Source organism: Nonomuraea helvata (assembly GCF_039535785.1).
Classification (GTDB): Bacteria; Actinomycetota; Actinomycetes; order Streptosporangiales; family Streptosporangiaceae; genus Nonomuraea; species Nonomuraea helvata.
The window spans coordinates 1,007,262-1,021,072 of record NZ_BAAAXV010000009.1 but is presented as its reverse complement, the minus strand read 5'-3'; the positions used below and the strand labels follow the sequence as shown (position 1 = coordinate 1,021,072).

Genomic DNA, 13,811 nt, shown 5'->3' with positions numbered 1-13,811 from the left:
CTCCACGTTGACCCGTGTGCCCGGCCGGACCTGGTCGAGGGTCGACCTGCGCCGGGTGTCGGCCGAAAGCCCGGCTTCCAGCACCTCCGTCCCGTGCGCGGCCTGGAGGACGGTCAGGCTCACGCCGTTCACGCAGACCGAACCCGGCACGCCCGCGGCGGTCTTGGGAGCGCTGACCGCGATGCGCGCCTCTTCGACGGCCACGACGGTGCCGATTTCCTGAATGTTGCCGGTGAACATGCGACACCACCTCTCGACAGCGGGAGGACGAGCCTCACCGCACGAAGGACCAGGGGCCCGGAACAGGCCCGAGAGGTGGCGGGGTGTCACCGCATGGCCCGGATTCGCACCGAGTCGTCCCGCCAAGCACGGCGGAACCGGCGGGCTGTCACCGCCGCACCTTGGAATCGCACCGATCTACCTTCTATCACCCACCGCCGCAGAGATCAAAGATCCCTGGAAGCTCGCGTTAGTGACTATCATTACGTTAGTCTCTAACACATGGAGAACATCGGTCTTCGAGCACGGCGGAAGGCACTCACCCGACAGGAGATCCAGGAGCACGCGATGCGGCTGTTCCAGGAACGCGGCTATGACGAGACGACCGTGGCCGACATAGCCGAGGCGGCGGGCGTCTCGTCGATGACGGTCTTCCGTCACTTCCCGACCAAGGAGGATCTCGTCCTGTCCGACGAGTTCGACCCGGTCCTCGCTGCCCGCATTCAAGCCAGGCCGGCCGACCAGCCGCTCCTGCGGCGCATCGGCGACACGCTGATCGAGAGTCTGGCCCAGGCCACCCGGGCCGAGCTCGACATGATGCTGGCCCGGCTCAAGCTCGGGCTGGCCACCCCCGCGCTGCGTGCGCGCTGGCTGGACAACGAGTACCAGACCCGGAACGCGATCGTCGGCGTGCTCGACGACGGCCGGCATGACACGTTCCATCTCCAGGTGGTCGCCGGCGCCTGCCTGGCCGCCACCACGACGGCTCTCATCCGCTGGGCGGAGAGCGGGGGGCAGCAGGCGCCCCACGAGCTTCTCACCCGAGCACTCGACATCCTCCAGGAGGAATCGTGAAGGTCCGCAGAGTCGTCACCGGGCACGACGCCGACGGCAGCGGTGTCGTCGTCAGCGACGACCACGTCGCACCCTTCGCCCCCGACCTCGGACAGAAGTGGTCGATCTGGGCCGGCGACGTCACGACCACCCTGCCCAACGACGGCACACCGCCGCCGTTCACCGGCCCCCTCCTGCCTCAGCCGGGCGGCTTCCACATCACCGTGTTCACTCTGCCGCCCCGCTTCAACCCCGACGACCTGCTCGGCCGCGATCCCGTCAGAGCCGCTGACCTGATGCGCCGGGCCGCCGACGAGTCCCATCCGTTCGTCCACGACCCCAACCCGCCCGGCGCCCACGGCGACCTGCCCGGCTCCTCCGCCATGCACGCCACCGCGTCCATGGACTGCCTCATGCAGGTATCGGGTGAGTCCGTCTTCGTCCTCGACGACACCGAGGTCTGTCTACGTCCCGGCGACTGGCTCATCCTCAACGGCGTCGCGCACAGCTGCCGCAACGACGGCGACGAGACGGCTGTGCTGATCGGCGTCGTCATCGGCGCGCATCACAAGGGCGTCCCGCTCAGGACGACGACCGCCTGACGGAGGTCACGGCTGGGCTGCGATGGCGCGCGTGCCGAGAGCTTCCGGCCATTCGTCGTCCTCTGGAAGCGCGGCCCACTTCTCGTCGGTCATGGTGACGGCGAGCGTGGCCGTCGGCCACTCGGCGGCGAGGATCGTCCGCACCTCGTGCGCCGGGAGATCGTCGAGGTCCTCGGCGGGCTCGTAGATGATCGTGTAGTGCGCTATGTAGGCGTCGGCGACCTGTTCCATCAGGTCCCAAGGGGCATCGATGCCGAGGCGCTCGGCGTCGGCGGCCAGAGCCTTGGCGAGTTCGGTCCTCTCGTCGTCCTCGTCCCATCCCCATGCGAGGAGGTCGAGCACGTGGCACGACGCGTGCAGGTCCAGCTCTCGCCGGTCGGGTGGGATGCGGAAGGAGAGTTCGATCTCTCTGCCGCTCTGCCGGGCGCCGACGAACTCGGCCTTGACGTAGTCGAAGACCCTCGCATACGTGAGTTTGCCGCCGCGCCGCCCGGCGTTCGGCACGAGACGCGCGATCGACTCGATGCCGCCACCGACGCTCAAGCAGCCGTGCGCGTCCATCCTCGCCCAGGTGCCCTCGTCGACGAGCGAGCCGTCTTCGGTTCCGCCGTGAACCGCCGATGTGACCCGCACCGCCCGGCCGATCCAGTCCGCCGGGATGTTCTTCGGGCGGTGGATCGTGTCTCGCGTCGTGTAGGCGCTCGGCGAGTACGCGGGAATCTCGAGCAGCGCCGGGCCCGTGTGGAGCATGTCCCCCCAGGCGGCGCGCGGCACCAGGATGAACGAGTCGCCTGGGTCGTCCATCGCCGCATCCTTCCCGCCGGGGAGGATCGGTGCGCAGTCAGCGAATTCGACGCCGGTCTCGAAGGCGTAGCTCTCCCAGGCGTCGCCCTCGTGGACGTGGTCCAGCCACGCTGGGTGGGTGACCTCGATGTGGAGCACCGCGGACGGGAATCTGCCGGCTTCTCTCTCGGTCACCCGGACCGCCTTGACGAAACCGCGGGCGAACCGCTGCTGCCACTCCTCGTCGGAGACGTCCTCGAACGACACTTCCCTCGCGAAAGGGCTGTCGCGATCGGGATGGTTGTCAGCGGCCTCCTCAAGGAGCATGAGCGCGAAGTCTTCGCGCGCGATCGCCGCATCCTGGTCATCGGCCGACACGATTCTCAGCGAGACCGCCGTGCCTTGACATGCCGTCACCGTGACGTCGGAGATCTTTGAGCTCACGGCGGAGCATCCTAGCGCTGGGCGCGCCGTTCAGCCGGGCTTTCGTCGCTCGCCGGTCGGCGGCCACCAGGCGTCAGCCGAGTGCTCGCAGATGGCGGCCCGTCAGGGAGCCCGGCGCGTGGACGAGGTCGCCCGGCGGGCCCTGGAAGACCACCTGCCCGCCATGGCGGCCCGGCCCGGGGCCGAGGTCGATGACCCAGTCCGCCTGGCTGATCACGTCGAGGTCGTGCTCGACCACGACCGCCGTGGCACCGCCGTCGACCAGGCGGTTCAGCAGCTCGACGAGGCCGGCGACGTCGGACATGTGCAGCCCCGCGGTGGGCTCGTCGAAGATGTAGACGCGGCCGGGCCGGTCGAGCTCGCTCGCGAGCTTGAGCCGTTGCCGCTCCCCGCCCGACAGCGTGCTCAGCGGCTGCCCGAGCGGCAGGTAGCCGAGTCCCACGTCCACGAGGCTCTCGAGCACCCGGCGGATCCGCCGCTCGGGAAAGACCTCGAGCGCCTCCCGTGCCGTGAGGTCGAGCACCTCGCTGATCGTGCGACCGCGATGGCGATACCGCAGGACGTGCGGGGTGAACCGGCGGCCGTCGCACTCCTCGCAGGTGCTGACCATCGGGTCCATGAACGCCAGATCCGTGTAGATCACGCCGAGCCCGCCGCACCGCGGGCACGCGCCTTCGGCGTTCGGGCTGAACAGCGAGGCGCTCACCCCGTTCTCGGCGGCGAAGAGCGAGCGAATGGGATCGAGGACCCCGGTGTACGTCACGGGGCTGGAGCGGCGGGACCCGCGGACCGCGGCCTGGTCGACGAGCACGGCGTCGGGACACACCTCGGGCAGGAAACCCCGGATGAGGGTGCTCTTGCCGGACCCGGCGACGCCGGTCACCACGGTCAGCGCCCCTACCGGGATGTCGACGTCGACGCCGTCCAGGTTGTGCCGGGTGGCGCCGCGGATCTCGATGAACCCCGCCGGGCAGCGCGTGACCGCCTTCGGCCGCGGCCGGTGCCGGAGGTGCCGCCCCGTGGCCGAGCCGGACTCGGCCAGCCCGGCCACGTCGCCCTGGTAGACGATCTGGCCGCCGTCCAGGCCGGCTCCCGGCCCCAGGTCGATTACGTGGTCCGCCACCGTGATGACGTCGGGGTCGTGCTCGACGACGATGACCGTGTTCCCCTTGTCACGCAGCTCGCGGAGGAGCGCGGTCAGCTGGGCCACGTCGTGCGGGTGCAGGCCGACGCTCGGCTCGTCGAAGAGGTACGTCATGTCGATGAGGCTGCTGCCCAGGTGGCGTACCATCTTGACCCTTTGTGACTCCCCGCCGGACAGCGTCGAGGTCGGCCGGTCCATGGTGAGGTAGCCCAGCCCGACCGAGATCAGGCGCTCCAGCTGGGTGACGACGGCGGCCACCACCGGCCCCGCCTCCGGGGCGTCGAGTGCCCTGATCACCTCGACCAGCTCGCCGGCCTCCATGGCCGCGCACTCGGCGATGTTACGGCCGCCGACCCGGCTGGACAGCGCGGCCTCGGAGAGGCGGGCGCCGTGACAGGCGGGGCAGGGTCCCTTGGTGACCACCCGTTCGTAGGCCTCCCGGGTCCTGCCCCTGAGCGACTCGACGTCCTTGGGCAGCCAGATCCGCTCGAAGCGCGGCAGCAGCCCCTCGAAGTTGGCGGCCGGCCCGCTCCGGCCGCGCGGGCTCGCGGGCACGCCCTCGCCGTGCAGGAACGCCTGCCACTCCCGCTGCGTGTATCCGGCCAGCGGTTTGTCGAGGTCGAACAGGCCGGACTCCGCGAACGTTCGCCACATCCAGCTTCCTACCTGGAACGTGGGGAAGCGGATGGCGCCCTCGTTGAGCGACAGCCGGCGGTCGACCAGCCGGTCGACGTCGACGGTACGCGTCGTGCCCAGGCCCTCGCACCGCGGGCACATGCCTTGCGGATCGTTGAAGGAGAAGGCGTTCGAGTACCCGGCGAACGGGCGGCCCGCCCGCGACCAGAGCAGCCGCATGAGCGCGTAGATGTCGGTGATCGTGCCGACCGTCGAGCGGGCGTTGCCGCCGAGGCGCCGCTGGTCCACGACGATGGCGGCGGACAGGTTCTCGATCTCGTCCACGTCCGGCCGGCCGTAGCGGGGGAGCCGGTTGCGGACGAACGCGGTGAAGGTCTCGTTGAGCTGGCGCTGGGCCTCGGCCGCGAGGGTGTCGAAGACCAGCGATGACTTGCCGGACCCGGAGACACCGGTGACGACCGTGAGCCGCCCCTTCGGAACGGCCACGGTGACGTCCTTCAGATTGTGCTCCCGTGCTCCGGCGATGCGGATGTGATCGCGTGCCATGCGGTGACGCTAGGCAGGGTTGTGGTCAGATCATGGCCACAATGTGCGAACCTGGCAGAATGCCCGATCCGAGCAAGCGGATGCTGGAGCTCCTGTCGCTCCTGCGGGACGGCAGTGCCTGGCAGGCCGCCGAGCTCGCCGAGGCGCTGCGCACCTCTCCGCGTACGCTGCGGCGCGACATCGAGCGGCTGCGCGACCTCGGCTATCCGGTCTCCTCGCTCCGCGGCCCGGGCGGCGGCTACCAGCTCCTGGCGGGCCGGGCCATGCCGCCGCTGGTGCTCACCGACGACGAGGCCGTGGCGACCGTGGTCGGGTTGCGCTTCGCCGCGCTCTCCCGCGCCGACGGCGCCGTCGCCGCGGCGGACAGCGCTCTGCGCAAGCTCGGCCAGGCGCTCCCGCCGCGGCTGCGCCATCGGATCGAGGCCCTGTCGGCCTCCACCGAGGCCGTGTCGCGGGTGGCCCGGCCGCTGGACCTGCGGACCGTGCAGCTGCTGGGCACCGCCGCGCACGCGCACCAGGACGTCCGCTTCCACTACACCAGCCGCGCCGGGCGCAGTACGGAACGCCGGGTCCAGCCGTACCGGCAGGTGCTGTTCGGCGGCCACTGGTATCTGCTCGGCTGGGACGCCGACCGCCAGGACTGGCGCACGTTCCGCCTCGACCGGATCGATCGCCTCGCCGTTCCCGGCACCACGTTCACCCCGCAGGAGCCGCCCTCCGGCGAGGCCGTGGGCTTCCTTCAGGGCAGCCCGTGCCACGGCGTGGTGTGGTTCGCCGCCCCCCTGGCCCACGTCTCCGGACGGCTGATGGCCCAGGCCGGCTCGCTGGAGGCGATCGACGACGACACCTGCCGCTACGTCACCGCCGCCGACTCCTGGGAGTGGCTGGCCGTCATGCTGGCCGCGGTGGGTGTGCCGTACACGATCGAGGGGCCGCCCGAGCTGGTCGCGTGCTCGCGGCAGCTGGCCGAACGCATCGCCGCCGCCACGCGACAGAGCCCCGGTGTTGACAGTTCGGAGAGCCGCCGGAGATCTTAACCACACGAAGATCAATAGGGCCGACGGCGGAAGTGAGCGATGAAGCTGATCAGCATGGGGTTGCTCGCCGGTGTTCTCGTGGCGGCGACCGCCGCCCTGGTGGCCCGCCGGCGGTACGTGGTGGTCACCGTCAACGGGACGAGCATGGCCCCGACACTCAGTGACGGCGACCGCGTCCTGGTCCGGCGGCGCCGGCTCGACCAGGTGTCCAAGGGCGACGTCGTGGTGCTCGAGCCCCCGCTCGATCCCACCGGGAAGATCCTGCCCGGACCTCCCGGCACGGACGGCCGGCGCTGGAACATCAAGCGCGCCGTCGCCCTCCCGGGAGACCCGGTGCCGCCGGGGATCGACGGCAGTGTCGACCGCGTGCCCGCGGGCTCGCTGGTGGTCTACGGCGACAACCCCCATAGTGTCGACTCGCGGCAGCGCGGCTTCTTCGCGGGCGATCGCCTGCTCGGGGTCGCGCTGCGAAGGCTGGGCGGATCCGCCCTGTAGGCGGCGTGAGGTGAAGTTCCGGCTTCTCGGGCCGCTGCGGGTCGACGCCGACGGCTCGCCGGCCAGGATCGCGGCGCCCAAGCAGCGGACCGTGCTCGCCATGCTGCTCGCCCGGGCGGGCCATGTCGTCCCGATCCGGACATTGGTGGCGGAGGTCTGGGACGACCAGCCGCCCCCGTCCGCCGTGGCGAACCTGCGTACGTACCTCATGCGGCTGCGTAAGCTGATGCCGCCCGCGGCCGACCCGGTGGTCGAGCGCCTGGTCACCTCGGACGCCGGATACCTGTTACGGGTCGATCCCGAGGAGTTCGACCTCCTCCAGTTCGAGGCGCTGTCCGCGCACGGCCGCCAGGCACTGGCCAGGCGCGATCTCAGTGGCGCCCTGGACGCGTACACCCGGGCGCTCGCGCTGTGGCAGGGGATGGCGGCCGAGGACGTGCCGCTGGGGCCGACCCTGCGGGAGGTGGTCGCGCGCCTCACCGACCACTACTTGAGCGTCGTGGAGGAGCACGCGGAGATCCAGCTCGCCCTGGGCAGGCACGCGACGGCGGCCAAGCGGCTGCGCGAGGTGATCGGGCAGTACCCGCTGCGCGAGCGGCTGTACGGCCAGCTCATGGTGGCCCTGTACCAGAGCGGCGACGTGGTCGGCGCGCTGGACGCGTTCGGAGCCGCCCGCCGGGTCCTCGCCGACGAGCTGGGCCTCGATCCAGGCCCCGACCTGCGCAGACTGCACCAGCTGATCCTGCGCAGGGACGCCACCCTCCTGCCGGAGGCCTCCGCCGACGACGGGCGCGCCCGGCCACGCCAGCTGCCACGGGAGCCGACCGCGTTCGTGGGCCGTTCGGCCGAGCTGCTCCGGATCCACATCGCGCTGAGCGCCGACGCGGGGCCGCCCGTGCTGGCGCTGCACGGTCCCGGCGGGGTGGGCAAGTCGACGCTCGCCTTGAAGGCGGCGTACCGCGCGGCCGACCGTTATCCCGACGGCCACCTCTACGTCGACCTGCAGGGATCGACCTCGGGCCTGTCGCCGTTGCGACCCCCCGAGGTGCTCGGCCGTTTCCTGCGCGCCCTGGGGGTGCCTCCCGGAGAGGTGCCCGCGGCGCCGGCGGAGGCGGCCGCCCTCTACCAGTCGTTGCTGGCCGACCGGCGCGTCCTGGTCGTCCTCGACAACGCCGTCGGCGCCGCCCAGGTGGCCCCCTTGCTGCCGGCGGGCGGCGGCTGTGCGGCGCTGGTCACGAGCCGGTCGGCGTTGACCACGCTGGACGGCGTGCCGATCGCCGTGGACCCGCTCGACGAGGAGCAGTCGGTACGGATGCTGGCGCTGCTGGCCGGCCAGGCGCGAGTGGCCGCCGAGGCGGAGGCGGCGGCCGAGATCGCGCGCTGGTGCTGCCACCACCCACTGGCGTTGCGCATCGCCGGCGCCCGCCTCGCGGGCCGGCCGGACTGGTCGCTCGCGAGCTTCAACGAGCGCCTGGGCAGCCGGCGGCGGCGGCTGGACGAGCTGCAGGCGGCCGACCTGCGACTCCGCTCCTGCTTCGAGGTCGGCTACGCGACCCTGACGAGCACCGCGAAGACCGCCTTCCGCCTGTTCGGCGTGCTGGAGGTGCCGGAGGTGGGCGTCGAGCTGACCGCGGCGCTGGTCGACGCCGACCGGAAATCCGCCGAGGCCGCGCTCGACGAACTGGTCGAGGCGCGCCTGATCGAGCCGGTCGGCGAGAGCCGGTTCCGCACGCACGACCTGCTGCGGCTCTTCGCGGCCGAGCTGGCCGCCGCCCATGACCCGCCGGAGGAGTCGGCCCTGGCCGTACGGCGTGCCCTGGACTGGTACCTCGATCTCTGCGGCCAGATGCGCGACCTGCTCCAGCCGCACCTGCGAGCCGGCGGGGGAAGCAGGCCACGGCGGCGCGATCCGGGCCTGGTCCTGCGCGACCCCGCCGCGGCGGTGCGCTGGTTCGACGTGGAGCTGCGCTGCCTGGTCGCGGCGGCCGTCCAGGCAGCGCGCGGTGAACCGGACGTGGCACGCTTCGTCATCGAGCTGATGGCCCTGGTCAAGGCCATGGCGATGAAGGGCGGCTACTGGCGCGAGCTCGAGACCGTCGCGCGGCTGGCCGTCGAGGTGGCGGGCCGGGACGGCGACCGAGGCGCGGAGGCGGCCACGCTCGCGACACTGGGGCTGCTGGAATGGCGGGCCGGCCAGACCGAGGCGGCCTACGGCCTCCTGCGGCGGGCTCCCGAGCTCTGGCGCGAGCTGGGCGACCGCGAGGAGGAGGGGCTGGCGCTGCACAATCTCGGCTGGCTGTGCATGCGAACCGGCGATCTGAGCGCCGCACTGAGCCATATCAGCGCGAGCCTGCGGATACTCAAGGCGCACGGGTCCAAGCGCGCCGGGCTGGTCGGTCACAATCTGGGAGAGGTCCTGCTCCGGTTGGGCAGGGACGCCGAGGCGGTGGACCGCTTCGAACGGTGCCTGACCGTCCGCCACGCCGATCGAGACCTGTACGGCGAGAGCATCACGCTGGCGGCGCTCGGCCGCGCCCACTGCCTGCTCGACCACCGGGACAAGGCGCTGGCCGTGCTGGACGAGGCGCTGGTCCGCTGCGAGCAGACAGGTAACAGGGAGGACGAGTGGGAGGTGCTGCTCAGCAGGTCCGAGATCCGGTTGCGGTACGGTGACCCCGCCGCGGCCGAGGCCGACCTGTCCAGAGCCCTGGAGCTGACCGCGCAGATCGGTGACGCGTACGGCTTCGCCGCGTGCACCCGCCAGCTCGCCAGGGCCCGCGCGGCGTCAGGAGATCCGCGGGCTGAGGAGGACGCCCGCAAGGCCGAAAAGCTCTTCGCCGATCCGGCGATGCGGCGGGATCCGGTGCTGGAGAGGCTGCTCATCGCACGGATGTAGACCGGGTGTATCGGCCGCTGTATCTCGCCCACATAGCGTTTCGGCCTGACCGCATCGCTACACAAGGAGCGAACATGACTGCTGTCTTGGGCAAGCTCGGCGACAGGATTCTCGAGAGGCTCGTGCCGAAGGCGTCCGCGAAGGCGGCCGCCGAGTGGTACGTGCACTGCTACTGCAGAGAGCGTTCCGACTTCCGGAAGATCTGCACGACCGCCGGCGGCACGACCCGCTGTGGGTCCTGCTACGCGTTCAGAATCTGCGGCGGCTAGGTAGCACACGTGAGCCGGCGGCGGCGTCCGCCGTCGCCGGTCTCCGAACACGAGGGGTGGTTGTCCGATGCCTTTTCTGATCGCCGCTGTCGTGCTGGTCGGCGTGCTCTGCCTGGTCGACCTGGTGCTCACCTTGGCAGTGGTGCGCCGGCTCCGCGAGCACACCGCCGAGCTCGAGCGCCTCGCGGGGAGGCCGGGGCTGATGCCGTACGATCCCGGCGTACTGGTCGGGCGCACGCTGCCGCGGGACGTGGCGGGAGCGCGGCTCGTGGGGTTCTTCGACGTCGGCTGCGACACCTGTCATGAGCGCGCGCCGCAGTTCGCCGTGGAGGCCAAGGACCAGACCGCCCTCGCGGTCGTCTCGGGTGACGCCGGTGCGGCCGGTGACCTGGTCGAGGTGCTGGGCGGCGTGGCGAGCGTGGTCACGGGCGACGACGCGCTCCGCATCGTGCACGCCGTCGGCATCGAGGCGTTCCCGACGTTCCTGAGGACGGACCAGGACGGCACGGTCGTGGCCGCGCACACAGAACTGGCCGACCTGCCCGCCGTGGCTCCGGCCACGTGACCGAGTCCCCCGAGGGGAGACGGGGTCCGCTGCGGCGCGCCGCCACCCTGGCGCTGCTGTGCTGGCGGACCGGTCCGGTGCTGGCGGTGTCGCAACTCGGGGTCACCCTCCTGTCCGGGCTGCTGCCCACGGGCACCGTGTGGGCGACCAAGCTGCTCGTGGACGGGCTGACGACAGGGCGGCCGGAACACGTGCTCGCGCCGGTCGCCGCCCTCGTCGCGCTGGGGCTGGTCGCCGGGGTGCTGCCGCAGCTGACCGGGTATCTGCGCGGCGAGTCGGACCGGCGGCTGGACCTGCTGCTCCAGGACCGCCTGTACACGCGGGTGAACGGGTTCCACGGCCTGTCGCGGTTCGAGAACCCGGTCTTCCTCGACGATCTGCGCATGGCCGTGCAGGCGACGGGCGGCGCGATGGGGCCGATCACCTCCGGCCTGTTCGACCTCGGCCGCAACGCCATCGCCCTGGCCGGGCTCCTCGCCGCCCTCGCCGTGCTGAGCCCGCTCATGGCGGGCCTGGTGGCGCTCGCGGCGCTGCCCATCATCGCGGCGCGGATGTCCCTGGAGAAGCGCCGGGTCAAGATGATCGCCGGACAGTCCGCCGCGGCCCGGCGGCAGATCTTCTACTCCTCCCTGATCACCGATGCGGAGGCCGTCAAGGAGGTCCGGCTCTTCGGGCTCGGCGACTTCCTCAAGCGCCGGGTGCTCGGCGAACTGGCCGTCGTGCAGGCAGGGGAGCGACGGCTGGACCGGCGGGAGGCGTTCACGCAGTCGGCGCTCGCGGCGCTCTCCGCCGCGGTCAGCGGTGCCGGGCTGCTCTGGGCGGTGTACTCCGCCCTGTCCGGCCGGCTCACCCTCGGCGACGTGACCGCGTTCGCCGCCTCCGTGGCGGGGACGCAGACCGCGCTGGTCGCCACGGTGGAGAACGCCGCGAACGCCCGCCAGGCGCTGCTTCTCTTCGCCCACCACGAACGGGTGACGTCGCTGCCCGGCGACCTGCCGACGCCCGGCGAGCCGAAGCCGCTGCCCGCGCTGCGCCGCGGCATCGAGCTCCGCGACGTGTGGTTCCGGTACGACGAGAGCCATCCCTGGGTGCTGCGCGGGGTGAACCTGACGATCCCGCACGGCGCGTCCGTCGCGCTGGTGGGGCTCAACGGGGCCGGCAAGAGCACGCTGATCAAGCTGCTGTGCCGCTTCTACGACCCGTCCCGCGGCGCGATCCTCTGGGACGGCATCGACCTCCGCGACGTGCCACCCGCCGAGCTGCGCGCCAGGATGGGCGTGCTCTTCCAGGACTACATGAGCTACGACCTGACCGCGGCGGAGAACATCGGGGTGGGCGAGCTCGAGGCGATGTCCGACCGCGCCAGGATCCGGGCCGCCGCCGAGCTGGCCGGCGCGCACGAAACCGTCCAGGCGCTGCCCCGGGGCTACGACACCATGCTGAGCCGCATCTTCTTCGGCTCCGACGGCGACGACCCGCAGGCAGGCGTGACGCTCTCCGGGGGCCAGTGGCAGCGCCTGGCCCTGGCCCGCGCGCTGGTGCGCGAGGGCCGCGACCTGCTCATCCTCGACGAGCCCAGCTCGGGCCTGGACGCGCAGGCCGAGTACGAGGTGCACCGGCGGCTGCGCGAGCACCGGGCCGGCCGCACCAGCCTGCTGGTCTCGCACCGGCTCGGGGCGCTCCGCGACGCGGACCTGATCGTGGTGCTCGGCGACGGGCGGATCGTCGAGCAGGGGACGCACGACGAGCTCATCACCTTTGGCGGCCGGTACGCCCACCTGTTCGAGACCCAGGCCAGCGGCTACCGGGAGGGCGCCGACATCGGATGATCAGGCTCGGCGTTTGCCCGGCAGCGGGGCGGCCGCCGCGTAGCCGCCCGCCGTACCGGGTGCGTGTCGTCGGCGCGGGCCTGCTCCGACGCGTACCCGCGCATGAGGTCGTGCAGACGCAGGCGACGAGAGGTACGGAGCATTCCGCGGCCAATGGCACTCTTGCCGGATCTGCTCGGAAGTGGCAGGTTTCGATCATGCAGTATGTCGATGTGGCGAGCAGGCTGCTGCTGCTCACGGTGTTCGCGCTCGCGCTCGGGAGCAAGGTCTCCAGCCGCAGCGCCTGGAACGAGTTCGTCAGGTCGATCAGGACGATGGCGGTGATCGACAACGCGAAGGCGCCGGCGGCCGCGGTGGCGACGGCGGTGGCCGAGGCCGGGGTCATCGTGCTGGCCGTGATTCCCCTCCGCTGGGCCGGATCGTTGTCGTTCGTCCTCGCGGCGGGGCTGCTCGGCTGTCTCACCGTCGCCGTCATCATGGTCGTCCGGAGGGGCGCCGCGGTTCCCTGCCGCTGCTTCGGCGCCTCCACGACGCCCCTGGGTGTGGAGCACGTGGTCCGCAACGGCATTCTCATCGCGATCGCCCTGCTCGGGCTGGGGGCCTCCTTGGTGAACGGCTCCTTCGAGCCCGGCTTCGGCATCGTGGCCGGCGTCTTCGGCGCCGTTCTGGGAGTGCTCATGTCCCGCTGGGACGATCTCGTCTCGCTGCTGCGGACGTCCTGAGCTACCTGCCGATGAGGTTCAGCAGCGCGGTGTGCGTCTCCCGGTCGGCCGCCACGACGAGCCCGCCCGCGCCCGTGTGCAGCGGCTGACCGTGGATGCCGGTGACCACGCACCCGGCGGCCCGGCACAGCGCGATCCCACTGGCGAAGTGCACGCTGTCCCGCAGATGGCCGTCGGTGACGTACGCGGCCCGGCGACCGGCGGCCACCCACGCCACGGCCAGGGTGGTGGAGACGACGCGTGGGCGGAAGCGCTCGGTGAACTCGGCCTCGGCCAGCAGCCGGACGGCCCGGAAGCCCGGTTCGTTCGGGAACGGCGGGTCGAGGTTGACCTCCACCAGCCGTGAATCGGGAGACGGCGTCAGGCGCTCGTCCACGCCGTCGCGGCGGACGTACGCATGAGTGCCGTCCGTCCAGAACGCCTCGCCGGCGAACGGGTCCACCGAGGCCGCCGCCGTGATCCCGGAGCCCACGCGCAGGGCGACGTTCACCGCGACCAGCATGGTGCGCACGGCGTAGTTCAGCGTGCCGCAGAGGGGATCGACCAGCCACATGCGCTCCGCGCCTCCCCGGCCCGTGCGCCCGCTCTCCTCGCCCGTCACGGCATCGTCCGGCCGAGCGGTGCGAATGACGTCGAGGATGGCCTGCTCCGCTTCGAGGTCCGCCGCCGTGGCGAAGTCCCCCGCGGACTTCTCGAAGCGGGTCAGCGCCGCGCCGTACATGGCGCGCACGACGTCGGCGCCTGCTTGTGCCGCCGCCAGAGCCAGCTCCTCGTCAGTGATCGACATGGG

The 13,811-nt window shown here is 71.8% G+C and carries 12 protein-coding genes and 1 pseudogene; 9 read left to right on the top strand and 4 right to left on the bottom strand.

Features of this window, described 5'->3' with window-relative positions; translation table 11 throughout:
- Positions 1–57: 57 nt before the first annotated feature.
- Positions 58–240, bottom strand: a pseudogene (locus ABD830_RS54425) (hypothetical protein); the annotation flags it as partial.
- A 261-nt stretch (positions 241–501) separates the two neighbouring features.
- Between ABD830_RS54425 and ABD830_RS37575 the strand changes: the two are divergent.
- Positions 502–1,074 carry a TetR/AcrR family transcriptional regulator gene (locus tag ABD830_RS37575; RefSeq protein WP_344998299.1) on the top strand — a complete coding sequence of 191 codons (573 nt, stop codon included), beginning with the start codon at positions 502–504 and terminating at the stop codon, positions 1,072–1,074.
- Positions 1,071–1,655, top strand: a complete 585-nt coding sequence (locus ABD830_RS37570; RefSeq protein WP_344998297.1) for a cupin domain-containing protein — start codon at positions 1,071–1,073, stop codon at positions 1,653–1,655. Before ABD830_RS37575 ends, ABD830_RS37570 begins: the two co-directional genes overlap by 4 nt.
- Before the next feature lie 6 nt (positions 1,656–1,661).
- Here ABD830_RS37570 and ABD830_RS37565 read toward each other — a convergent pair whose 3' ends face one another.
- Together ABD830_RS37565 and ABD830_RS37560 are read right to left on the bottom strand one after the other, a co-directional pair.
- A complete protein-coding gene (locus ABD830_RS37565) occupies positions 1,662–2,882 on the bottom strand; it encodes a hypothetical protein (RefSeq protein ID WP_344998295.1) in 1,221 nt (406 codons plus the stop codon).
- Between the two features lie 73 nt (positions 2,883–2,955).
- Positions 2,956–5,208: an ATP-binding cassette domain-containing protein gene (locus ABD830_RS37560; RefSeq protein ID WP_344998293.1), complete on the bottom strand. Its 2,253-nt coding sequence runs from the start codon at positions 5,206–5,208 to the stop codon at positions 2,956–2,958.
- 59 nt (positions 5,209–5,267) lie between these two features.
- Between ABD830_RS37560 and ABD830_RS37555 the strand changes: the two genes are divergently transcribed.
- From ABD830_RS37555 to ABD830_RS37525, 7 genes are all read left to right on the top strand, one after another.
- On the top strand, positions 5,268–6,245 hold the full coding sequence (locus tag ABD830_RS37555; protein WP_344998291.1) for a helix-turn-helix transcriptional regulator: 978 nt from the start codon (positions 5,268–5,270) through the stop codon (positions 6,243–6,245).
- 39 nt (positions 6,246–6,284) lie between these two features.
- Positions 6,285–6,740, top strand: coding sequence for a S26 family signal peptidase (locus tag ABD830_RS37550; RefSeq protein ID WP_344998289.1), 456 nt, complete (start codon positions 6,285–6,287; stop codon positions 6,738–6,740).
- 10 nt (positions 6,741–6,750) lie between these two features.
- Complete coding sequence (locus tag ABD830_RS37545) at positions 6,751–9,636, top strand: AfsR/SARP family transcriptional regulator (RefSeq protein WP_344998287.1); 2,886 nt, start codon at positions 6,751–6,753, stop codon at positions 9,634–9,636.
- Positions 9,637–9,710: 74 nt separating this feature from the next.
- Complete coding sequence (locus ABD830_RS37540; RefSeq protein ID WP_344998285.1) at positions 9,711–9,905, top strand: hypothetical protein; 195 nt, start codon at positions 9,711–9,713, stop codon at positions 9,903–9,905.
- A 67-nt stretch (positions 9,906–9,972) separates the two neighbouring features.
- On the top strand, positions 9,973–10,470 hold the full coding sequence (locus ABD830_RS37535) for a hypothetical protein (RefSeq protein WP_344998283.1): 498 nt from the start codon (positions 9,973–9,975) through the stop codon (positions 10,468–10,470).
- Positions 10,467–12,299, top strand: coding sequence for an ABC transporter ATP-binding protein (locus tag ABD830_RS37530; protein WP_344998281.1), 1,833 nt, complete (start codon positions 10,467–10,469; stop codon positions 12,297–12,299). The genes ABD830_RS37535 and ABD830_RS37530 overlap by 4 nt, the downstream gene beginning before the upstream one ends.
- 197 nt (positions 12,300–12,496) lie before the next feature.
- A complete protein-coding gene (locus ABD830_RS37525) occupies positions 12,497–13,021 on the top strand; it encodes a MauE/DoxX family redox-associated membrane protein (protein WP_344998279.1) in 525 nt (174 codons plus the stop codon).
- A gap of 1 nt (position 13,022) precedes the next feature.
- Here ABD830_RS37525 and ABD830_RS37520 read toward each other — a convergent pair whose 3' ends face one another.
- Entirely contained in the window at positions 13,023–13,808 is a 786-nt protein-coding gene (locus tag ABD830_RS37520) for an inositol monophosphatase family protein (RefSeq protein WP_344998277.1), read from the bottom strand.
- Between the last annotated feature and the right edge of the window lie 3 nt (positions 13,809–13,811).

Excerpts from the sequence above, each read along its gene's own strand:
- ABD830_RS37555 (WP_344998291.1), top strand. The coding sequence starts at position 5,268 with ATGCCCGATCCGAGCAAGCGGATGCTGGAGCTCCTGTCGCTCCTGCGG.
- ABD830_RS37535 (WP_344998283.1), top strand. The coding sequence starts at position 9,973 with ATGCCTTTTCTGATCGCCGCTGTCGTGCTGGTCGGCGTGCTCTGCCTG.
- ABD830_RS37560 (WP_344998293.1), bottom strand. The coding sequence starts at position 5,208 with ATGGCACGCGATCACATCCGCATCGCCGGAGCACGGGAGCACAATCTG.
- ABD830_RS37540 (WP_344998285.1), top strand. The coding sequence starts at position 9,711 with ATGACTGCTGTCTTGGGCAAGCTCGGCGACAGGATTCTCGAGAGGCTC.
- ABD830_RS37520 (WP_344998277.1), bottom strand. The coding sequence starts at position 13,808 with ATGTCGATCACTGACGAGGAGCTGGCTCTGGCGGCGGCACAAGCAGGC.
- ABD830_RS37550 (WP_344998289.1), top strand. The coding sequence starts at position 6,285 with ATGAAGCTGATCAGCATGGGGTTGCTCGCCGGTGTTCTCGTGGCGGCG.
- ABD830_RS37525 (WP_344998279.1), top strand. The coding sequence starts at position 12,497 with ATGCAGTATGTCGATGTGGCGAGCAGGCTGCTGCTGCTCACGGTGTTC.
- ABD830_RS37575 (WP_344998299.1), top strand. The coding sequence starts at position 502 with ATGGAGAACATCGGTCTTCGAGCACGGCGGAAGGCACTCACCCGACAG.